Here is a 21,480-nt window from a genome sequence, read left to right as displayed (position 1 = left end):
GACTTCTACTACTGCCAGTTTCTAGGTATAGCTCCATAGTAAACACCACTGGCAGGTATGGCAAGAGTAACTTGCCCTTTAGGCTATGAAATAAATCACTGAGCCAGGTGCACCTAAATGACTACTCAGTGTTTGAGCGTTCAACGAGTGAGGGTAGGGGCCCTCGATTTGGGAAGTCTTGATTTTTTTGCTAACTTTTTGTGTCAAGATAAAAAGTGAGTGCCCGCCGCACAGGCGAAGCTATAAAACATTACAACCCGCTATATCTGCAAATAGCAGTAGCTATACCTACCAACCATCCCGCTGCAAAGCGAAGAACCACTTATCCCTGCTTCAGCAACTTCTTATTTATACTTGCAACCAGCGTCGGACCTTCATAAATAAAACCAGTATACAGCTGCACCAGATCGGCACCAGCCTCTAACTTTTCAACAGCATCTTCGGCCGTCATAATACCACCCACACCAATAATTTTAATCTGCTGCGGCAGGTGCTGACGCAGGTAGCGGATAATTTCGGTGGCGTGTTTAGTGAGGGGCTTACCGCTCAGGCCGCCAGTTCCTATTTCGGAAACACGACTTCCTGAGGTATGCAGTCCTTCGCGGCTGATGGTGGTGTTGGTGGCAATAATACCACTTAGCTTGGCAGCTATGGCAATCTCGATAATATCATTTAATTGAGCTTTGTTCAGATCCGGAGCGATTTTCAAAAGCAGTGGTTTAGCCTTTGGCATCGAACTGTTCAGCTCCTGCAAGGCCATGAGTAATTGCTGCAACGGCTCTTTTTCCTGCAAGGCGCGCAAGTCGGGGGTGTTGGGCGAGCTCACGTTCACCACAAAATAATCCACCACATCGTACAGCGCTTTGAAGCAGTAGAGGTAGTCGTTGAGCGCCTCTTCATTTGGCGTTACTTTGTTCTTACCGATGTTGCCGCCTACCAGAATGTTGCTTTTTCGCTCCCGCAGACGCTTCACGGCTGCCTCCACGCCTTCGTTGTTAAAGCCCATGCGGTTAATGATGGCCTGGTCTTCCGGCAAACGGAAAAGACGCGGTTTGGGATTGCCTTCCTGTGCTTTTGGGGTGAGCGTACCGATCTCGATAAAGCCAAAACCCAACTCAGCCAGCTCATCAACCAACTTTGCATCTTTATCAAAGCCGGCGGCCAGACCTACCGGATTAGGGAATTTCAAACCAAACAGCTCCCGTTCCAGCCGCTTATCTTCGACCCGGAACATACCACGGCTGACACTCTTCGCAAAAGGCAGACTAAAAGCCGTGCGCAGGGCGTCGGTGGTAAGGTAATGTACTTTCTCAGGGTCTAATTTGAAAAGCAGCGGACGAAGGAGGCTCTTATACACGGCAGCGATTTTGGTTAAGGTTAGCTGCCTGCAAAGATAGAAAGTGAAACCATACAACGCTTAAGAATTCTGAAGCGGGTTCAGATCGACCTCGCGGTGACTTCAGAGCCGCCAGTATAGAGTAGAGACATAGCTGTACCTCTCTTCCGCTGTTATTCCGCATTTGTTCAGACACTCGCGTGAGTCGCGCACATCGCTAGGTCTTTGTGGTATACCTGGCTTAGTGCCTCAACTTTTCCCAGTGCCACTCCAGTTCCGGATTCTTTTTATAAGGTTGCTCTCCCTCTCCTATCATTTCATTCAACACCTTCATACGCTCTCCTGTGTTAGGATGCGTACTTATAAAATCGAGCATCTCTGATTCACTGCCCCTCTGCAGTCGCTCCATGAGCAGGATGACACCTTGCGGGTTTAGCTCATTCCGGTGCAGCAGCTCCAGTCCTTCCCGGTCGGCTTCCAGTTCCAGACTGCGGCTATACTCTAAGTTGCGCAAGGCTGAGGCGTTGTCAACCAGTACGGCGGCTACCCCGCTCACATCACCAAACAGCACCGATGCCAGCATATAGTACGAAAGGCTTCGCGTCAAGGCACGTAGCGAATGACGCTTCTGGACGTGCGCCAGCTCGTGCCCCATCAAAGCGGCTAGCTCTTCATGATGCTCCATTTTGTTGAGTATACCTTCATACACTACCACATAGCCGCCAGGTATAGCAAAGGCATTGACCTCGTCGCTGGTCACGACGGCAGCAGTGATCGGGTAATCCAGATCGGTCTCCAGTTCACTCAGGTACTCATTTAATGCTGCCGTTTTTTCTTCGTTCACCTGGTAGCCCTGCAGCATTTTGGCATAGAGTTGCTCACCTAGCTGGCGTTCGTAGCTTTGAGGGAAATGCATGGCCACCCGATCAGCGAGGGCTGGCACACCCCAGATGACAAAGGCTACCAGCAAGCCCAGCAGACTCAGGGCCATGATGGCTATACCTGAGAAGCCCCAATTTAATACACTGTTGTAGCCGGATTTAAGGAAGGCTGCCCCCTGGTAGTGTTGCTGCAGCGCTTCCTTAAATCCTTTGTCTACAACTGAAATACTTTGTTGCGGGAATTTTCCATAACGCAGCAGCGTGGTCACATCATTGAACTCCGACTGGTGAATACCTGCCAATTCCCAATGCACAGAGCCACATACCTCGTCAGCGCAGTAGTCAATGCGCAGCCCGTCTGCCAGCAAAGCGATCTGAGCCGGCATGCCTTTGGAGCTTTGCCCATTATAGTATTTCCCTTCAAATATCATGTTAGATCACACCAATATCCATCATATCCGTCATGCTCTCGTACGTAGCCGAATCGTAGGCTTCTTCGGTCTGTACCAAGGCGTCAGCATCAAAATGCCCGCTCATCACGGTGTTGTTCATAATGAGCGACATCGTGCGGGTAGTGGTCAGCGGTATACCTAGCCCCAGCGTGAAAATAACGATCAGGAGATTGCCAACCGTCAGCTTCAACACTTCCCAACCCGAAACATGGCACTGCAGGCGGCTGTAAGTACCGTCTTCCTGCAACACCACAATGTTGTTCACATAAAAGTAAAGTAAGTTTTTTGTGTACCAGAAAAAGTAAATGCCCAATGTAAAGATGGAAAAGAAAAATCCTTTCAGATGAATCAGGAATAGGTCGGCACCATCGCCTACGTAGCGCAGCTTTACATTGCCGAAACGCACGTTGTCGATCATCTGCTTGCGTAGCTTCACTACAAACCACGAGCCGTAGATGCCCAATGTGAGGATGGTGAGGAAGAAGCCAACCAGGTATGTTGCATACATGTCGGAGAGTTCGCCCCGGTAGCCCAGGTGGATGCCGCGCCAGCTCGAGCGGGATGTGCGGTAGCGCATCATACCGTGCAGTGCCAAAGGCATCAGCATCAGTAAACCCAGCATAAATATACCATACGTGATCAGAAAGGTACCAGGATCTTCTGAAAAGACACCATACATCAGAATGCCGTAAAGCACTACAAAAATCCCTAATCCTTTGATAAAGCCGATAAACATTTCTTTGCCGGTGCCGTGGAAAACGAAGGGCGTACCGGCCAACTCAGTTTTACGGTACAGATACTGCAGGGACTTGGCCTTTGCCCAGGGGTAATAAAGCCCTAGCGTAAAAACTGTGAGCAGGAGATTTACAATTTCGATGGCAAAGTACTCTGTACCCTTGCCGGTAAAAGAGAAATGGGTAATCTGTTTTTCTTTTTCGAGTAAAGTTGTTGTCATAAATGCTTGGAAATAGGTTGAAAATAATTGTAAAAAATAACACAGGCCATGCATGAGACACAGCCTGTGTTATTACAGCTTTTAAATATAGTAAATTTCAGTAACTGCCTATAACTAACCTGCTTTTTTGACCACAAATATTAGGATTCTATTTCTGCTTCATCGTCCACTTCTCAAAGTGAGGGAAATATTCTGCTCCCCAGAAGGTATAGCGTGGGATAATGCTGGTTTTCAGTCTTCGCTTGAAATCCGTAAAGTCCTTTTTCTCACGCGGCGACCATAGCACCTCGCTCAGGGCGGTCATACGCGGAAAGATCATGTACTCCACTTTGGCGGTGCTGCCGATATACTCGGTCCACAAATTCCCCTGTGCCCCGATAATGTAGTGGTCCAGTTTCTTTTCGCGGAGGGCGGCTGGTACCGGTTCAAAATTGTAAACCGCATCCAACGGATTGTAACCGTGTATGGCCAGGCTGTCGTTCGGGTCTTTGGACTGGTAGTGGTCGAAGTAAAGCGGATGGCCCGGCGACATGATTACCTGATGGCCGCGGGTAGCCGCCGCTATACCTTCCTTTTCTCCGCCCCAGTTCATAATCAGGGTAGAGGTGCTCAGGTCGCCTTCCAGAATCTCATGCCAGCCGATCACTTTCTTGCCCTCTGCGGCCAGGTATTTTGCTACCTGCTCCACGAAATAGGTCTGCAGGCCTTTCTCATCTTTCAGGTTGTGCTCTTTGATGAAAGCCTGCGACACGGGATCTTCTTTCCACCACTTCTTGCTGGTTTCGTCGCCGCCCAGGTGGAAGTACTCATACGGAAACAGGTCGGCTACTTCCTGAAACACAGTCTCCAGAAACTGGAAGGTTGCCGGATTAGGTTGCAGCACGTTGTTCTGGCGGTTGTACATTCCCCAGGTTGTCGCTACGTTCCAGGTGGTGTCGGGACGGGTGCTGAGTTCCGGGTAAGCAGCAATGGCCGCACGACTGTGGCCGGGAATATCGATCTCAGGTATAATGTTAATCCCCCGCACAGAAGCGTAATTGATCACCTCCAGGACTTCATCTTTAGTATAGAAACCGCCGTAACGGGTGCCGTCATACCTGATCGGTTGGTCTTTGAAGTGCCCGATCAGCGTTTCTTTGCGCCACGAGCTGATGGTGTTCAGTTTCGGGTAAGACTCCATTTCGATGCGCCAGCCCTGGTCGTCAGTAAGGTGCCAGTGAAAGGTGTTAAACTTATGAAAGGCAAGGTAGTCGATGTACTTTTTGATGAACTCCAGCGGAAATATGTGCCGCACCACATCCAGGTGCATACCCCGGTAAGCAAATCGCGGATAGTCCTTGATCTGCACATCCGGGATCTTCACTTCCTTTACCTGCTTGAGCGGGAACAACTGCAGCAAAGTCTGGATGCCGTATACCATGCCACCTGTGTCTTTGGCCCGTATCGTCACGTCTTTTCCGGAAACAACTAAGGTATACATTTCCGCTTTGTCGATGGTCTTGTTGTCGGAGACTAGTTGGATGTGGTGACTGGTTTTTGGCTTAGTTTCTGTGTTCGGGTATACGGGCAGATTCAGGCCCGTTTGTGTGGCCAGCATTTCTTTCAGAAAATCAGCCTGCGCTCCAAACTGCTTGTCGAAGACGATCTGGGTTTTCCCGTCAATACTCACATGCCCTCTCGCCTCTTTGATCACCTCAACAGGTATAGGCGTTATGTCATCAACGGATTGAGCAGCGCCCAGAAAAGGTATGGATAAGAAAAGTAGTGCAGCTGTGAGTGTTCGAAAAAGGGTAGTTCGCATGTGGGTTTTTGAAACGGTGTTGTCTATTAACTTATGGCGTAACGCTTGGTTTAATGTGCAGGGGAACGATTCGGACAGGTCGCGATCTGTCTCTACAGGCGGCCATAATTTATGACGGCCCACAATATTGGAAACGACGTCGCGATGTAACGTCGCTACAACCCCCTAGCTCCTCGGGTGGTAATCCTTAATCACCTGTTTCAGGTAATCGCGGTCGAGGTGGGTATAGATTTCGGTGGTGGTGATGGACTCGTGGCCCAGCATTTCCTGCACAGCACGCAGGTCGGCGCCGCCTTCGATCAGGTGTGTAGCGAAAGAGTGGCGAAAGGTATGCGGGCTCACCGTTTTCTGTATACCTGCTTTAGCCGTCAGGTCTTTGATGATCGTGAACACCATAACGCGTGTGAGTTTGGCACCACGGCGGTTGAGGAACACAAAATCTTCGTGTCCTTTTTTGATGGTGAGGTGACAGCGCACGCGATCGCGGTAAAGTTGTATATGTTTCAGCGCATCACGCCCGATCGGCACCAGTCGCTCTTTGTCGCCTTTACCGGCCACTTTCAGAAAGCCCATGTCTTCGTAGAGGTTGCTCAGTTTCAGGTCCAGCAGTTCTGACACACGCAAGCCGGAACTATAGAGCGTCTCCAACATGGCACGGTTACGCGTGCCCTCCGGTGTAGATAAGTCGATGGCAGCCAGCAATTGCTCAATCTCATGGAAGTGCAGCGTGTCGGGCAGTTTGCGGCTCAGTTTTGGAGCTTCAATCGTCTCGGTCGGGTCGGCGGTGATCAGATCCTCCATGATGAGAAATTTATAGAAGGCCCGTATACCTGATAATGTACGTGCCTGCGAGTGTGGCGTCATACCCAGGCCAGCCACCCATTCCAGAAACTCCCGAAGAATAGGCGGTGTCATCTGCTCGGGTTGTACCCTTATACCTTTGATCTCCATAAAATCGGTCAGTTTGCGGATGTCACGCAGGTAAGCCTCCACGGAGTTACCGGAAAGCGACTTTTCGAGGCGCAGGTACTGTTCGAACTGGGTAATGCAAATGGACCACTTCATAAGTTAAGATTTGGGCAAAAGAGGCGCTGACAAAACTTTCTTTTGTCAAAAAAACAAAGCAAAGATAGTTAATCCTTAAATTGCAAACGCTTAATTGAGCTGAAATCACTACGATACCCCAGAACTATGAAAATCCTGATCCTGAACGGCCCAAACCTGAACCTGCTGGGTATTCGCGAGAAATCCGTCTATGGCTCCGAGTCATTCGAATCTTACTTTGAAGATCTCAAGGAGGCATTCCCGGCCATGGAGTTATCCTATTTCCAGTCCAACACGGAAGGTGTGCTCATCGACAAGCTGCACGAAGTAGGTTTCAGCTACAAGGGCATCGTATTCAATGGCGGCGCCTATACCCATACCTCAGTGGCCCTTTCCGATGCCATCAAAGCGATTGAGACACCGGTGATTGAAGTACACATTTCCAATGTATACGCCCGCGACGCCTTCCGCCACAAAAGTATGTTGGCCCCTTTCTGCAAGGGCGTGATCACGGGCTTTGGTTTGGAGAGTTATAGAATGGCCCTGCAGTATTTTGAGCGCATGAAACCAAAGCAAATCGGTTTTGGCTCCAAAAAATAGCGTGATAACAGTAAAGTTCGTTCACTAAATAATTGCACTCGTATATAGTAGGCATACTATACTTTCGTTATATTAACCTCCATGTTGAATTTCTTTCCAGGACCGTCTAAGATTTACCCGGAAGTGCGTAGCTACCTTGTGGATGCGTACGATGAAGGTATATTGGGTGCTCCGCATCGCGGAGAACAATTTGTACAGTTATCGCGCACGGTGGTGGGCTCGCTCAAGCGTCGTCTCAACATTCCGCAGGACTATTCTATTTTCTTTACCTCCTCGGCAACTGAATGCTGGGAAATCTTGATCCAAAGCCTCACCAAGAAGAAGAGCTTCCATATTTACAATGGCTCTTTTGGGGAGAAATGGTACGAGTATGCCAAAAAAATGCGCCCGGAGGCAGCAGGTATCCGTTTCGACATCAACGAAGCCATGCCGGTGGAGGCACTCGATATCAGTAGCGATACCGAACTGATCTGCATTACCCAGAACGAGACTTCCAATGGTACGCAGGTATCGGCTGCGTCCATCCTCAATTTGCACAACCGCTTCCGCGACACGCTCACCGCTGTGGATGCCACCTCTTCCATGGCTGGCCTTAACCTGAAATATATCAAAGCCGATATCTGGTTTGCTTCTGTGCAGAAGTGCTTTGGTCTGCCGCCGGGACTGGGTATACTCATTTGTTCCCCACGTGCCATATTCCGGGCCAAGCAAATGAACGAGCGCAACCATTACAACAGTCTGGTATCGCTCTACGAAAAGATGCTGAATTATCAGACCGTGCACACGCCAAACACACTCAACATATACCTGCTCAAGCGTATGCTCGAGGACAGGCCTTTTATCAAGCAAACCGACATTGACCTGATTGACCGGGCTCACGAGTTGTACGAGTTCTTCGGGCAGTTTACTGATTTTAAGTTGCTGATCGAGAACGAGGAAGTACGTTCTAAAACGGTGCTGGTGCTGGAGGCGAACGAGCGACTGGTGGAGGACATCAAGAAACGGGCTTTGCACCACAACATCCGGCTGGGCAATGGCTACGGGCCGTGGCAGCGCAATACTTTCCGGGTAGCCAATTTCCCGGCCATCGACAACGAAGAATACGAAGAGCTAAAGCGATTTTTCCTGCATTATTACGCCTAAGAACATTACCTTTGCGGTTTGTTAAATGTTTGCACAATGCAATCTGCTGTATACCTGTATCTTACAGTTTGCTGAAAGAACAATTTAACAGTTAACCATCAACAATCTAAAGCATGTTCAGTTTCAAGGAAATCGCGTCAGTTACGCTTATCCTGTTCGCGGTAATCGACATCCTCGGCTCTATCCCCATTATCATCGACCTCCGCAAACGCGAGGGTAAAATAGAGTCTGAGAAAGCAACGATCATTTCGGGTGTCCTGATGATCGTGTTTCTGTTTGTAGGCGATGGCATCCTGAAACTGTTCGGCATCGACTTTGAGTCCTTCGCGATGGCTGGTGCCATCATCATTTTCCTGATCGGTCTGGAGATGATCCTTGGCAAAGACCTTTTCCACTCCGACCCGGAAGTAAAAAGCGGTTCGATCGTGCCACTGGCTTTCCCGCTGATTGTAGGAGCCGGCACCATGACCACACTGCTTTCGTTGCGGGCTGCCTACTCGCTGCCTAATGTTCTGGTAGGTATAGTTCTGAACCTCCTGTTCGTCTACATCGTGCTCAAAGCTTCGGCATGGCTGGAGCGCAAACTCGGCAAAGCAGGCGCCAACGTGCTCCGCAAAGTATTTGGTGTTATCCTGCTGGCCATCGCCATCAAACTATTCAAAACGAACCTACCAATTTAATTAAAGAGTGAATGAGAGATTGCGTGAATAATTTTGAATTTCGAATGGCCTTACAATAAGGTAGAAGTTTTAAAAATCACTCCTTTACTCAATCAATGGCACATCATTTTTATACTTACTCATTCACTCCACCACTCATTCAAAAATAAAATATGATCGAGCTTTTTACAGACGGGGCTTCACGTGGAAATCCGGGTCCGGGTGGGTATGGCACCATCCTGCGCTGGAAAAACCACGAAAAAGAACTGACTGCCGGTTTCCGTAAAACCACCAACAACCGCATGGAACTGCTCGCCGTGATCGTGGGGCTCGAGGCGATTACTAAACCGGGTATACCTGTCACAGTCTACTCTGACTCCAAATATGTAGTGGATGCGGTGGAGAAGCGCTGGGTTTTTGGCTGGCAGAAGAAGGGCTTCGCTGGAAAAGCAAACGGCGACCTGTGGGCTCGTTTCCTGCGGGTATATGCCAAGCATAATGTGCGCTTCGTCTGGATCAGAGGACACGCCGGCCACCCCGAAAACGAGCGCTGCGATGAATTAGCTGTTGCCAGTGCGTTATCGCCGAACTTGTTGATTGACGAGGGGTTTGAGTCAGGGCAGTTTAACTCGAAGTGATTAATAGCAGTTTAACTCGAAGTGATTAAAATTGGTTAGTGGATAAAGATGATTAGCCAAAGAATATGATTGCTTTAGATGGATTAGTCGCGGCAGTATATGTGGCAATTATATTGTTAATAATTGCTCTTTTCATTTACATCATTGTTGGAGTGTTTGTCCTATTGAAGAGACAAACACTAATAAGCACGATCTATTTTTGCAGTACGCCACTGCTATTTCTTATAGGATATGGCTTAACTCATACCTTCAAGAATCCCGACTGTATTTTTATTTCTGCGAGCGCCATTATTCTCTTTAACAGCTCCTTCCTCTTATTCACAAAGCGATTCCAGAAGAGAGCTTAAGAATTATTCATTATTACCCACTACTCATTCCGACCAGTGTCCAATACCTACTTCCAATTCAAGCAGTTCCGTATTAACCAAGATCAGTGTGCGATGAAGGTTTGCACGGACTCCTGTGTGTTTGGGGCTTATGTGGAGGTGCGGCAGACGAAGCGGATACTGGACATCGGCACAGGAACAGGTTTGCTGGCACTGATGGTGTCGCAGCGGTCGGAGGCGCTAGTTGAAGCCGTGGAAATAAACCCGGAGGCGCAGGTACAGGCGGTGCAGAATTTTGCTGTGAGTCCGTGGGCGGATCGGCTGAACCTATACCCAGTGCCCCTGCAGGAGTTTGCCAAAACCTGCACGCAGCAGTACGATGTTATCTTGTCGAACCCGCCCTTTTTTCTGGCTTCGCTCAAATCTGGTAATGCTGCTAAAAACGCAGCCAAACATACCGGCAATTTGCTTTTTGAAGATATCCTGACTTTTGCACAGAAGCACCTGACACAAGACGGCAAGCTATACCTGCTTTTGCCGCCAGCGGAGGCCAGTCACTTTGCTGAACTCGCCAAGGCGCACGCACTATACCTGGCCGAAACGCTGGAGGTCTATACCCGCACGGGGGGCAAGTGCATTCGCCATGTGCAGACCTATAGCTTTGAGCCTACAGAACAGATAACTTACAAAAAGCTGGATATTCGGGAAGAAGATGGTACAACTTATACTGCTGACTTTACAGCACTACTGCGGGATTACTACCTCATTTTCTGAAACTGCCAGCGGCTATACCTGCTAATGCGCCGCTTCTACTTTTCTACCTCCACAAAATCAACGCCATACCCTTTCAGCTCTTCCAACACGGGTTCGTATAGATCCGGGTGAATAGGTATAACTACGCCGCGTCTTTCAATCTTGCCTTGCAGGAGGAGCTTCGCCAGTATACCTACCGGCAAGCCTACGGTTTTGGCCATAGCGGTCTGTACTTCATCGTCGCCGAGCACCACCAAAGAGGAAGTGAGTTCGTGTTGCTCGCCATTCAGTTCGTACTCAAACAGGTGCTGCATTACGATCATATCTTTATCGCCGGGCTCCAGCTTCCATTTGCCAACCAGTATTTTTTCGAGCACCTGCGCCGGTGTGGCGGCCTGCATCTCCAAGGGCGTTTCTTCAAACAAGCCGAGCCATTCCAGTTTTTCCATGATCCCACCTTCAGGCGCTATACCTAAGTAGCGGCACAAGCGCTGTTGCGGCGTTTCATCGGCAGAAGCAGCAGGCGGAAGAAATGCTTCCAGGTAGCTTCGGTACGTCATACCGGCCACACCTTCCAGGTCATAGCTATCGTCAGTGAAACCCAGTTGCACAAACACGTGCCAGGCATCGCAATAACCAACACGGCGCAACGTACCACGCAGCATGGTCGGGATATCCTGTAGGCCATAATGCTCCCGGTAGCTCAGCGAGTCGCGGTTAGCATAACCGTCGAAATGGCCATAGCCCTCCACATACAGCTCATCAGTTCGCTTAAAAAGCTGGTGGTAAGGTATGTACTTATACTCGCCATTCTTGATGTACTTGGCCGTTCCCTGCCCTGCCAGCACCACGTTGCGCGGGTTCCAACTGAACTTGTAGTTCCAGGGGTTGTTATCCGACTCCGGCGCTACCAGTCCGCCCGTATAGGATTTGAAAGACGTGATCTTGCCGCCCATACCTTGCACCCGCTGTATCACGGACATTGCCGACATGTGGTCTATACCTGGGTCAAGGCCGGACTCCATCATAATGGTCAGATTTTTACGCTTCGCTTCTTCGTGCAGCTCCCTGAACTCCGGTGAAACGTAGGACGCCGTGATCAGATGTTTCTCCTGTTTCATACACTCACGGGCTACTTCTATGTGAAAGATTGCCGGCAAAAGCGAAATCACCAGGTCGGCTTTGCTTACCTCTGCTTCGCGTTGCGCATCGTCGTGCACGTTAAAAACAATGGCATCAGCGAAATCCAGTTGCGCGAGTTTATCCCGGAGATGATCCACGTTAATATCGCCGATGGTGATGTGCCAGTTCTCAGTGGGAGCGTGTTGTAACAGGTATGAGATAAGCGAAGAGGCGGAGCGACCGGCCCCGAGTAAAAGTATTTTCTTCATAGTATTCGTATCGTTGCGTTTGAATTTAGCAATTACCCCCTGCAAGGCCAATCTTTTGCATTGTTTTATCAGAATATTCCGTTAAATTTATAGCCCTTTTCTAATTTTTATACCTACAAGGTCTTAAATGGCAAGTGAGCTGAATATACATATCTGCATCGACGTACTCTCGGCAGACGAACTTACCCAACAGGAGCGCGAGGCGATGTCGCTAGCTCAACAAGCGGCAAACGATGCATATGCCCCCTATTCCAACTTTCTGGTAGGCGCTGCCCTCGTGCTTGAAGACAACTCTATGTTCAAAGGAAACAACCAGGAGAATGCGGCTTACCCTTCCGGCCTTTGTGCCGAGCGTACCGCTCTGTTCGCCCTGAGCGCCAACCACCCGAACAAAAAGATAAAGCTGATCGCCGTAACGGCCCGCCGTAGAAGTGAACAGCACTTTCTACCGGCCATGCCTTGCGGCGCCTGTCGCCAGGTGATGGCTGAGTACGAGTACAAACAAGGTGAACCTATACTTGTGCTCTTACAGGGCCCGGAAGACAAGTTCTACCGCCTACGCAGCGTAGCCGACCTCCTGCCCTTCCAGTTCACAAAAGAACACCTTTAATAAATTGAGTGAATGAGTGAGTTAGTGATGGAGTGATTTTTTCTCCATGAACATTATACAATTCACTCATTCATTAACTCACTCACGCAATACCACCATGGAGCATAAGCTGACAGTGCCACGTACGGCACGCTACTATACCTTGGGAACGCCCTCAAAACATACCCGTGATGTTTGGGTAGTTTGCCATGGCTATGGGCAGCTGGCCCGCTACTTCCTCCGCCATTTTGCCGTGCTGGATGATGGCGCAACTTTAGTGGTGGCACCAGAAGGACTTTCCCGCTTTTACCTGGATGGTTTTTCAGGACGGGTAGGTGCTACCTGGATGACGAAGGAAGACCGGCTTTCAGAAATAGAAGACCAGTCGGCTTATCTGAATTTGCTTCTGCAGGAAATCTTGCTGCAAGTCCCAACCGATGTGCGGGTGCATGTCCTGGGTTTTTCGCAGGGAGGCGCTACGGTTTGCCGCTGGCTGGCAACCAGGCAGGTGCCTTACCACCACCTTGTGCTTTGGGCCGCTTCTTTCCCCGAAGATATCTCTTTTGAGTCAGGCAAAAAGGGGTTTGCAGGTATACCGGTGGATGTGGTGTACGGAACGCAGGACGAGTTTATCACGCCGGAAAAGTTGGAGCACCAACATCAGGTCATGAACCGACTCGGCATTTCGCCACAAGTTTATACCTTCGACGGAGGCCATACTATCTCACCTGAGCTGCTGCTAAAGCTAAAATAAACCTAAAATACGTACTTTTCAATGCAGAAATACGTCTCCAGAGGCTTATTTTTCTCCTTCTCATAACACCTGCTACACGTTTATTTATAGCAATTAAAGAGTACCCACTTTTAGGTATTTTCATTGATACACAAATCCTTATATATAAATTTAAATAATTTTAATTAAATTTGCAGTGATAAAACTGCAACCAACCTTTTTTATAATTACTCACTTTACTTATTTCTTATGAGGAGAATTTTCTACTTATCCTTCATTTATTGCCTTCTGGCGTTTTCTTCTTTTGCACAAAGCAAAATTAACATCGCCGCTAACTTCCCCGATGCTAAATTCTTTTTGCTGAACGATGCGGACAATACCCCTGTAACTGAGCTTGGCGTCGGCGGTATCGAGTTGAAGCTGAACAAAGACTCCCGTAACCGCATTGCTGTTGTAAAAGAGGGCTATGAGCCCGTGATCCGTGAGTTCCCCCGCACGATGAAGTGGGATAAAGAGCAAAAAATTGAGCTGGCTAACCGCCTGATCGACATTAGTGTAGAACCTTACGATGCAGAGATTTACATTGACGGTCGCCTGGCTGGTACAAAGCGTATCAACCTGGTTGTGGAGAAAGACAAGTTCCTGAATGTGGAGGTTAAAAAGCCCGGTTTTGCGCCACAAACGAAGGTATACTACAACCAGAAAGATCGTGAAGCACCTCCTGTAAAAGACTTTTTTGAACTGAAAGACCGCCAGGTGCGCCTGGAAGTGATTCCGGCTGATGCCTCTGTAGCGCTGAACGGTGTGGTAAGCGGCCGTGGCAACACAGACGTGAGCGTACCTTTCGGTACTTGCGTAACAGTGACCGTAACAAAGGATGGATTTGCAGAAGTGGTGCAGGTATACTGCAACAAACCAGCCACTGACCCGCTACCTCCGCTTCGTAGCCGCGCCCTGCTCGAGGATCGTCTGGTGAAAATCACGTCCTCTCCGGCTGATGCCAACATCGAGGTAGCCGGCAAAGTAGTAGGTGTGGGCAAATACGACCTGAAAGTGCCTAAGAACGGCTGCGTAGAAGTGCGCGTGACCAAAGACGGTTTCATACGTTATATCAAAAACTATTGCAACCAGGAAAACATGCAGGCTCCGGAGCCAACAGAATTTGTAGAACTTGCCGTAGACGAGGCCTATACCTCTTCTATTTCTTCGGATATGGCCAATGTGCGCATCACTATCCCTATAAACAAAACTGTTGACCCGGCTGATGCCTGGAGAATCCTGAGCTCGATCATTACCAAGCGTTTTGATGTGCTGGAGACGGTAGACTACAACACAGGTTACCTGACCAGTGCCTGGCAGGTGCAGAACTTTAACGGCGCGAACATGATCCGCACCCGTGTGATTGTGAGCAGCGGCGGTAACTCCAACGACCTAACCTATGTGGTGAAGATCGTGAGCCAGCGCCACGAGCGTGAGAACAACACGGCGCGCAACATTAGTGTGAAAGACGATGAAGACTTCAAAGACTGGGGTCGTCTGCTGAAGCGCTACGACGGTCTAATCGAAGAGATTCAGGCACGACTGCAATAAGCATTCCCCGCTTTTGAGATACGACAAAGCCCTGGCCAATACGCCGGGGCTTTGTTTTTACAGGCTATACCTGGGCGTGGTGCATCAGTCTTTCTCCCACATCCCTTCCATTACAACTTCCAGCAAGTGCTGGTCCGGGTCGCGGAAGTAGAACGACAGGAAACCTCGTCCCCAATCATATTCCTGTTCTATAGGTATAGCTGCCTTCTCTATTTTACTTTTCCAGTCACCGTAATTATTCCGGCTAACCTCGAAAGCCAGGTGCAGCTGTCCCGAGCCAAAATGCGGAGGCAGCGTTCCCCCTTTCCTGGAAGCCTCCGGCAGGAAGCAGAGCAGCACCGACTCACCAGCCCTGAAAAAAATATGGCGTTCTTTCACCTCTCCGATCACAGGCAATCCCAATATTCCATGATAAAACTGACGGCTACGTTCCAGATCGTCTATGTAAAGGCAGGTTTCTTTTATCTTCTTTATCTCCATCACCACGGTTTAAAACAGTTTTCCGGTAAAAAAACGGGTATTTACAGGTTGTACGCAACCACAGGGCTTTTGCTTTCCGTTATACCTTAACGTGCCTTTGTTTAAAAGAACCTTATGAAGCTCATGCTGAAAATACTAGCCTTTTTTTTACCTGTGATGGTGGCCCTCTTTTACTTCTTGGGGCGGCCTACCGACAACGTCACCAATCCCGAAGCGGCTACTGGCAAACTGGTCCGGATGGGAACACTACGTTCTCCGATAGGTGAAAGCTCCGGGGTTGAGTTTATACCTGAGCGGGACGCCTACATCACGCACAACGATGCAGGTAACAAACCGCACCTCTACCTGATAGATCGTAAAGGAAAACTAATAGAGACCATTAAACTGAATCTGCCCAATGTGGACTGGGAAGACCTGGCGCTTGACAGCAAAGGGAACATCTACATAGCCGATACGGGCAATAACAACAACAAGCGCAAGGAGCTGGCCATCTACAAACTCCAACTCGACAAGCCAGAGCAGATTGAGGCAATCCGGTATACCTACGAAGACCAGAAAGCATTTCCGCCTTCCAAAAAGGATATGAACTACGATGTGGAGGCCATTTTCTGGCAGGGTGGCAAGCTATACCTGGTGTCGAAGGACAGGGGTAGAAAGGAGACAGCTAAGGTATACGAGTTGCCCGACAGCGGCGGTCAGTACAAGGCCAAATTGCTGGGCAGTCATAAACTGGGTGTACCTGTAACTGGCGCAGCCAGCAACGCTGATGGCAGTAGGGTGGCGCTCGTGAGTGAAGGTGGCTTGCACATTTTCCAAAATGTGGGTGAACCAGCTGCCTTCTACAAAGGCGATTATCAGAAGGTGAATATCAAGGAAGCCGGGCAAACCGAGGCAGTGGCATTCGAAAATGAAAATACCCTCGTGATCACAAGCGAAGACGGCGGCCTGTTCAGGTATAGCCTAGACTAAACCGGATCTTCATAAAAGCAAAACGGCCAGCATACTTGCTGGCCGTTTCTGTTTCTAAACTGAAGTCTACTTTCGGGCTACTTCCCGGGCAGGTTTCCCGCCAGGCAAAGCCGGTTTCGGATTGCGCCATACCCTGAGGAGGATGATCAAACCAATTATGATAAGCGGAATGCTCAGCTGCTGGCCGATGTTCAGTGCCATTGTCGTCTCTTTTTCTACCTGCACCTCTTTCAGGAACTCAACCAGGAAACGGAACGTGAACAGAGCTGTTACGAAAATGCCAAACAGCAAACCTTTTGGCAGGGCTTCTTTGTATTTTTTCCAGAGCCAGTAAAGCAGCACAAACAGCAGGAATACACTGAATGATTCGTACAACTGCGTTGGATGGCGCGGCACGTGCGAGTATTCGCTTTGACGCACAAAGATAAAGCCCCACGGCAGGTCCGTCGGACGACCAAAAATTTCAGAATTCATCAGGTTCCCCAGTCGGATGAGCGCACCGCCCAATGCTACCACAATCACGATCCGGTCCAGCACCCACATATAATCAAAATGATGTTTGCGGCTAAACAGCCACAAAGCCAGCAAGATACCAATAGTAGCACCATGGCTGGCCAGTCCGCCTTCCCAGATTTTAAGAATCTCAATCGGGTTACTCAGGTAATACTCAGGTTGGTAAAACAAGGTATGGCCTAAACGCGCGCCGACAACTGTGCCGATGATCATGTACAGGGTGATCACATCCACATCACCTTCTGTGCGGCCCTCAGCCACATAGATTTTGGTCAGGATGCGTTGTCCGAACACAAAAGCCAGTGCGAACAGGAGGCCGTACCAGCGCACCTCAAAGGAGCCGATAGAAAAGATGGAAGGACTTACATCCCAGGTTATATAGTTCAGAATGCTCATATACAATGGTATGGTTCTGCCAAAGTTACAATATTTAGCAAAGCTAAAAAATCAGCGCCAGACAGGTATAAGTATATTTATCCACAGGTATTGCTGCAAAAGAGAAAGGCACCCTCCTGCCCTGCTCTCACAGGTATAGGATAGTGCCTTTTACAGGTATAAGTTTATGCTCCTATTTCAGCTTGCTGAGTTCCTCCCGAAACCCGCCGCTCAGGATCGGATAACGCAGCCAGCTTCTCGGGTCCAGATTATAGTCATCGAGGTGGAAGCCCGGGGCATAGCGTTCACGTTTCCACTGATTGCGCGACCACAAGGTATAGAACCTATGTACATAGCCCTTCAGTGATTCAATCGGTGCTACGTTCTCTCCTTCGAGTTTATCTACTACCTGCTGCGGTGAGAGTCGGTCGTACCAGGCCAGCCGCTCGATCATGTTCAGGATTTCGTAAGGCATCAGGTCCTTTTCATCCGTCTGGTTTTCAGAAGAAGGGCGCAACTCGGCTGTAGGTTGCAGGTTATTCACATAGTCCAGCCCCAGGTAGCCTAATTCCTCCTGCATCCAGATCAAAAACTGGCGAATGAAGGCTTTGTCTATGCCTGCTATCGGGGAAATACTGCCGGCTGTGTCGCCATCCATGGTAGCATAGCCCACGGCCGCCTCGCTTCGGTTAGAGGTTGCCAGCAACAAGGCATTCTTGATATTGGCCAGCATCCAGATGGCAGGAGCACGTACACGGGCCTGAATGTTCTGCAAAGTCACGTCGTCCTGCTCCCAGGTTAAATCACGCTCCAGCGCACCCTCTATTTTTGAGGTATAGCCCTTCACTTCCTCATCGATGGTCCAGTCGTGGAACACAGCTCCGAGGGACTCAGCCAGCTCTTTGGCTGAGGTATAAGTGGCTTCAGAAGAATTGACAGTGCCCTGGTAAGCACAGGTGAGTATACGACCTACCAACTGCCTTACCACCTGGTCCTGCGGTAATCCCTCAAAATACTCGGCATCTTTAAGCGAAAACATGCGGGCTTTGGTCACAAAACCTGTCACACCCAGGCTGTCGACGCCACGGCGCACCATTTCGGCCACAGCCACAGCGCAGCACGACGAGTCGGCACCACCGCTCAGCGAAAGCACAAAACCACGGCTGCGGCTCTTACGCATGTAGTCGAACAATGCCAGGCTCAGGGCAGCAATCAGTTCGGCATTCTCATCAATGGGCGGCAGGTACTCAATTGTTTCGGCTATTACCGGGCTAGGGCCAAAGCTAACTTCAGCGCACTCCAGGTCTACGTCCTTAAAGCACAGCAGCTCATTACGGCGAATCAACTTTCCGTTTTGGGCAATCAGTACTTCGCCATCAAAGATCACACGACCCGACTCGTTTCCAAGCAGGTTAGCATATAGGTAAGCGCACTGATATTTCTTGGAGGCTTCCACTACGAGGCGATGGCGCAGGTCCGTCTTGCTCAGAGCAAAGTGGCTGGCACTCGGGTTCAGGATCAGTTGCACGCCCTTCTGCATGTGGCGCTCGGCCGGGCGGTTGGCTCGCCAGGCATCCTCGCATATTTCAAAGGCATATTTTACACCATTCTCTTCATATACAATATCGCCGATCGGGTAACGCTTGCCCTTCATCTCAAACTCCTCTACTACATTGGCTGGCCACGGCGTGAACCAGCGGGGCTCGTAGTGTATTCCATCACGGGCAAGAAACTGCTTAGCCGTAAAGCCTATAATCTCTTTGTTTTTGATAACGCAAGCCGTATTAAAAACATCCTGCCCGATGATCACGTGCACACCCAGGCACACCGTCATGTTATCGCACCACTCTTTTACCTGGAGCAGCTTGTCGAATGTCTCATCTGCAAACCAGGGGTGCAGAAACATGTCTTCGCAGCCGTAGCCTGTAATGCAAAGCTCAGGCAGCAACAGGATGTCCACATTGCGGGTGCTGGCTTCAATGATAGCAGATCGGATATTGAGCAGGTTGGCTTCCCAGTCAAGTGGGGTCTGATTCAGGGCAGCCCCCGCCAGTATCAGTTTAGTTTCTTCCATAGTGTGTTTTCTAACGCAACAATACGGAAGCAAGTTAAGCTTTGGCGGCCAAATAAAGAACCATTATACCCTGAACAGGTATAGCCTGACACCTACAGGGGCAATTCAGGTATAAGAAAGCAGAAATGGTTGTGTTAGATGGATGTGGGAACTATGTCCAATAATAGAAATGCAGCCTTAACTGATATTGAGTACTTCCAGCGCCTTTTCAGCAGCAGCCTGATCGGCTTTTTTCTTGGAGAGGCCCACGCCTACGGCAACCGGCTTATCGTTTAGGTAGATCTCGCAGGTAAATTCTGTTGTGTTGCCTTGGTTCTTGCGATTTACAATCTCGAACCGGATTTCGGCATTCTGGCTTTGCGCCCACTCGATGAGTTTACTCTTGAAGTTTGATGTAGTGTTGACCAGTTTGTGCAGGTCTACGTGCGGCTTGATCAACTTGCCTAATATGAACTGTCGGGTTGTTGTATACCCTTTGTCCAGGTATATGGCGCCAACAAGGGCCTCCAGAGCATTGCCATGTACAGATTTATGACGGGCACTCTGCCCACCCGAGGTATCGACCTTTACCAGCAGGTTCAGGCCAATTTTCATGGCGATATGATTGAGTGACTCCCGGTTTACGATCCGTGAGCGCATCTCTGTCATAAAGCCCTCGTCTTCGTAAGGGAATTTTTTGAAAAGCAGTTCAGCCACTACCGTTCCGAGTACCGCATCGCCTAAGAACTCCAGACGCTCATTGGTATCGTGCTTGCTGGCCAGGTTCTGGCGCGCAAAGGACGTGTGTGTGAGCGCCAGTTTGTACAGGCGTATGTTATCGGGCGTGCTGCCAATAATTCCGGAAATGGCGCGCACTATCTCTCTATCCTTGGTAAATAGGCTGTGATAGAAACGCCGTACCGGTTTTATGGGACCAAACACCTAGTCGATAAATTGACGGAATAAAACGGAAGTATTGTGTCCACCGAAGCCGAACGTGTTGCTCAACGCTACTTTCACTTCGCGCTCCTGCGCTTTGTTGAAGGTGAAGTTAAGACCGGAGTCAAAATTTTCATCATCTGTGAAGTGATTGATGGTTGGCGGCACCAGGCTGTTCTTCATCGACATGATAGCTGCAATGGCCTCAATAGCACCAGCCGCGCCCAACAGGTGACCTGTCATAGACTTGGTGGAACTGATATTGAGGTTGTAGGCATGGTCTCCAAACACCGTCTGGATCGCTTTCACCTCGCTGATGTCTCCGAGTGGCGTAGATGTGCCGTGCACGTTGATGTAATCTACCTCCTCCGGCTTGATGTTGGCATCGCGCAGTACGTTCTTCATTACGTTGAGTGCGCCCATACCTTCCGGATGCGGGGCTGTAATGTGATACGCGTCTGCAGACATACCGCCACCGATCACTTCGGCATAGATCTTAGCGCCACGGGCTTTAGCGTGTTCATACTCTTCCAGTATCAATGCGCCTGCACCTTCACCCAACACAAAACCATCGCGGTCTTTGTCGAATGGACGGGAGGCAGTCTCCGGAGAGTCGTTGCGCTCTGAAAGGGCTTTCAGGGCGTTGAAGCCTCCTATACCTGCTTCGGTTACAGCAGCCTCTGAACCACCGGTTACCACCACATCGGCCATACCCAATCGGATATAGTTGAAAGAGTCAATGATAGCGTTGGTAGCAGATGCACAGGCAGAAACCGTTACGAAGTTAGGTCCGCGGAAGCCGTACTTAATGGAAATATGACCGGCACTGATGTCTGCGATCATCTTCGGGATGAAGAATGGGTTGAATCGCGGGGTACCGTCACCGTTGGCAAAGTTCACGCACTCTTCCTGAAAAGTACGCAGGCCGCCAATACCAGATCCCCAGATCACACCTACGCGGTCTGGGTCAAAGTTTCCTTCCACCAGGTTTGCGTCCTGAACCGCCTCGTCAGCCACCACCATGGCGAACTGAGAGAACAGGTCCATCTTACGCGCTTCCTTACGGTCGAAGTATTTTTCAGGATCATATCCCTTTACTTCACAGGCAAACTGGGTCTTAAACTTACTCGCATCAAAGCGTGTAATAGGCGCAGCTCCACTCACACCATTGGCCAGCCCGTTCCAGTACTCTGCAACGTTGTTTCCAAGTGGGGTGAGTGCGCCAAGCCCTGTAACTACAACTCTCTTAAGCTCCATAAG

20 protein-coding genes are annotated in these 21,480 nt (G+C 49.6%); 9 read left to right on the top strand and 11 right to left on the bottom strand.

Features of this window, described 5'->3' with window-relative positions:
- Positions 1 to 322 precede the first annotated feature (322 nt).
- From K3G39_RS07785 to xerD, 5 genes are all read right to left on the bottom strand, one after another.
- Positions 323 to 1,357, bottom strand: coding sequence for a quinone-dependent dihydroorotate dehydrogenase (locus K3G39_RS07785; RefSeq protein WP_220625624.1), 1,035 nt, complete (start codon positions 1,355 to 1,357; stop codon positions 323 to 325).
- A 220-nt stretch (positions 1,358 to 1,577) separates the two neighbouring features.
- The gene (locus K3G39_RS07780; protein ID WP_220625623.1) at positions 1,578 to 2,603 is read right to left on the bottom strand and encodes a M48 family metallopeptidase; all 1,026 of its coding nucleotides are present in this window, start codon (positions 2,601 to 2,603) and stop codon (positions 1,578 to 1,580) included.
- A gap of 46 nt (positions 2,604 to 2,649) precedes the next feature.
- Entirely contained in the window at positions 2,650 to 3,624 is a 975-nt protein-coding gene (locus K3G39_RS07775) for a YjgN family protein (protein ID WP_220625622.1), read from the bottom strand.
- 148 nt (positions 3,625 to 3,772) lie between these two features.
- The gene (locus K3G39_RS07770) at positions 3,773 to 5,425 is read right to left on the bottom strand and encodes a beta-N-acetylhexosaminidase (RefSeq protein WP_220625621.1); all 1,653 of its coding nucleotides are present in this window, start codon (positions 5,423 to 5,425) and stop codon (positions 3,773 to 3,775) included.
- Positions 5,426 to 5,590: 165 nt separating this feature from the next.
- Positions 5,591 to 6,490, bottom strand: coding sequence for a site-specific tyrosine recombinase XerD (xerD, locus tag K3G39_RS07765; protein ID WP_220625620.1), 900 nt, complete (start codon positions 6,488 to 6,490; stop codon positions 5,591 to 5,593).
- Between the two features lie 126 nt (positions 6,491 to 6,616).
- Between xerD and aroQ the strand changes: the two genes are divergently transcribed.
- From aroQ to K3G39_RS07740, 5 genes are all read left to right on the top strand, one after another.
- A complete protein-coding gene (gene aroQ, locus K3G39_RS07760; protein WP_220625619.1) occupies positions 6,617 to 7,069 on the top strand; it encodes a type II 3-dehydroquinate dehydratase in 453 nt (150 codons plus the stop codon).
- An 81-nt stretch (positions 7,070 to 7,150) separates the two neighbouring features.
- On the top strand, positions 7,151 to 8,212 hold the full coding sequence (locus K3G39_RS07755; RefSeq protein WP_220625618.1) for an aminotransferase class V-fold PLP-dependent enzyme: 1,062 nt from the start codon (positions 7,151 to 7,153) through the stop codon (positions 8,210 to 8,212).
- Between the two features lie 113 nt (positions 8,213 to 8,325).
- A complete protein-coding gene (locus tag K3G39_RS07750; RefSeq protein WP_220625617.1) occupies positions 8,326 to 8,892 on the top strand; it encodes a MarC family protein in 567 nt (188 codons plus the stop codon).
- A gap of 152 nt (positions 8,893 to 9,044) precedes the next feature.
- Complete coding sequence (rnhA, locus tag K3G39_RS07745; protein ID WP_188502868.1) at positions 9,045 to 9,509, top strand: ribonuclease HI; 465 nt, start codon at positions 9,045 to 9,047, stop codon at positions 9,507 to 9,509.
- Positions 9,510 to 9,949: 440 nt separating this feature from the next.
- Complete coding sequence (locus tag K3G39_RS07740; protein ID WP_255594113.1) at positions 9,950 to 10,609, top strand: tRNA1(Val) (adenine(37)-N6)-methyltransferase; 660 nt, start codon at positions 9,950 to 9,952, stop codon at positions 10,607 to 10,609.
- 35 nt (positions 10,610 to 10,644) lie between these two features.
- Here K3G39_RS07740 and K3G39_RS07735 read toward each other — a convergent pair whose 3' ends face one another.
- On the bottom strand, positions 10,645 to 11,979 hold the full coding sequence (locus K3G39_RS07735; protein ID WP_220625615.1) for a saccharopine dehydrogenase family protein: 1,335 nt from the start codon (positions 11,977 to 11,979) through the stop codon (positions 10,645 to 10,647).
- Positions 11,980 to 12,106: 127 nt separating this feature from the next.
- On the opposite strand from K3G39_RS07735, the gene cdd reads away from it, so the two are divergent.
- The 3 genes from cdd (at position 12,107) to K3G39_RS07720 (ending at position 14,891) form a co-directional block, all read left to right on the top strand.
- On the top strand, positions 12,107 to 12,589 hold the full coding sequence (cdd, locus tag K3G39_RS07730; protein ID WP_220625614.1) for a cytidine deaminase: 483 nt from the start codon (positions 12,107 to 12,109) through the stop codon (positions 12,587 to 12,589).
- A gap of 97 nt (positions 12,590 to 12,686) precedes the next feature.
- Positions 12,687 to 13,322: an alpha/beta hydrolase gene (locus K3G39_RS07725; RefSeq protein WP_220625613.1), complete on the top strand. Its 636-nt coding sequence runs from the start codon at positions 12,687 to 12,689 to the stop codon at positions 13,320 to 13,322.
- A 228-nt stretch (positions 13,323 to 13,550) separates the two neighbouring features.
- Positions 13,551 to 14,891: a hypothetical protein gene (locus tag K3G39_RS07720; RefSeq protein WP_220625612.1), complete on the top strand. Its 1,341-nt coding sequence runs from the start codon at positions 13,551 to 13,553 to the stop codon at positions 14,889 to 14,891.
- 84 nt (positions 14,892 to 14,975) lie between these two features.
- Here K3G39_RS07720 and K3G39_RS07715 read toward each other — a convergent pair whose 3' ends face one another.
- Positions 14,976 to 15,371, bottom strand: a complete 396-nt coding sequence (locus K3G39_RS07715; RefSeq protein ID WP_220625611.1) for a VOC family protein — start codon at positions 15,369 to 15,371, stop codon at positions 14,976 to 14,978.
- Positions 15,372 to 15,494: 123 nt separating this feature from the next.
- Between K3G39_RS07715 and K3G39_RS07710 the strand changes: the two genes are divergently transcribed.
- A complete protein-coding gene (locus K3G39_RS07710) occupies positions 15,495 to 16,340 on the top strand; it encodes a hypothetical protein (protein ID WP_255594112.1) in 846 nt (281 codons plus the stop codon).
- 66 nt (positions 16,341 to 16,406) lie between these two features.
- Here the strand turns inward: K3G39_RS07710 and lgt are convergent, their stop codons facing one another.
- The 4 genes from lgt to fabF form a co-directional block, all read right to left on the bottom strand.
- Positions 16,407 to 17,249 (bottom strand): prolipoprotein diacylglyceryl transferase, encoded by an 843-nt coding sequence (gene lgt / locus K3G39_RS07705; RefSeq protein ID WP_220625609.1) that lies wholly within the window; start codon positions 17,247 to 17,249, stop codon positions 16,407 to 16,409.
- A 172-nt stretch (positions 17,250 to 17,421) separates the two neighbouring features.
- Positions 17,422 to 19,302 (bottom strand): NAD(+) synthase, encoded by a 1,881-nt coding sequence (gene nadE / locus K3G39_RS07700; RefSeq protein WP_220625608.1) that lies wholly within the window; start codon positions 19,300 to 19,302, stop codon positions 17,422 to 17,424.
- A 177-nt stretch (positions 19,303 to 19,479) separates the two neighbouring features.
- Positions 19,480 to 20,157 carry a ribonuclease III gene (gene rnc, locus K3G39_RS07695; protein ID WP_370627215.1) on the bottom strand — a complete coding sequence of 226 codons (678 nt, stop codon included), beginning with the start codon at positions 20,155 to 20,157 and terminating at the stop codon, positions 19,480 to 19,482.
- A gap of 66 nt (positions 20,158 to 20,223) precedes the next feature.
- On the bottom strand, positions 20,224 to 21,477 hold the full coding sequence (gene fabF / locus K3G39_RS07690) for a beta-ketoacyl-ACP synthase II (RefSeq protein WP_220625606.1): 1,254 nt from the start codon (positions 21,475 to 21,477) through the stop codon (positions 20,224 to 20,226).
- Positions 21,478 to 21,480: the final 3 nt, after the last annotated feature.

Origin of the sequence: Pontibacter sp. HSC-14F20 (assembly GCF_019599265.1) — a bacterium.
In the GTDB taxonomy this organism is placed as follows: domain Bacteria; phylum Bacteroidota; class Bacteroidia; order Cytophagales; family Hymenobacteraceae; genus Pontibacter.
The sequence above is the reverse complement of the archived record's forward strand: the minus strand, read 5'-3'. Positions and strand labels throughout refer to the sequence as shown.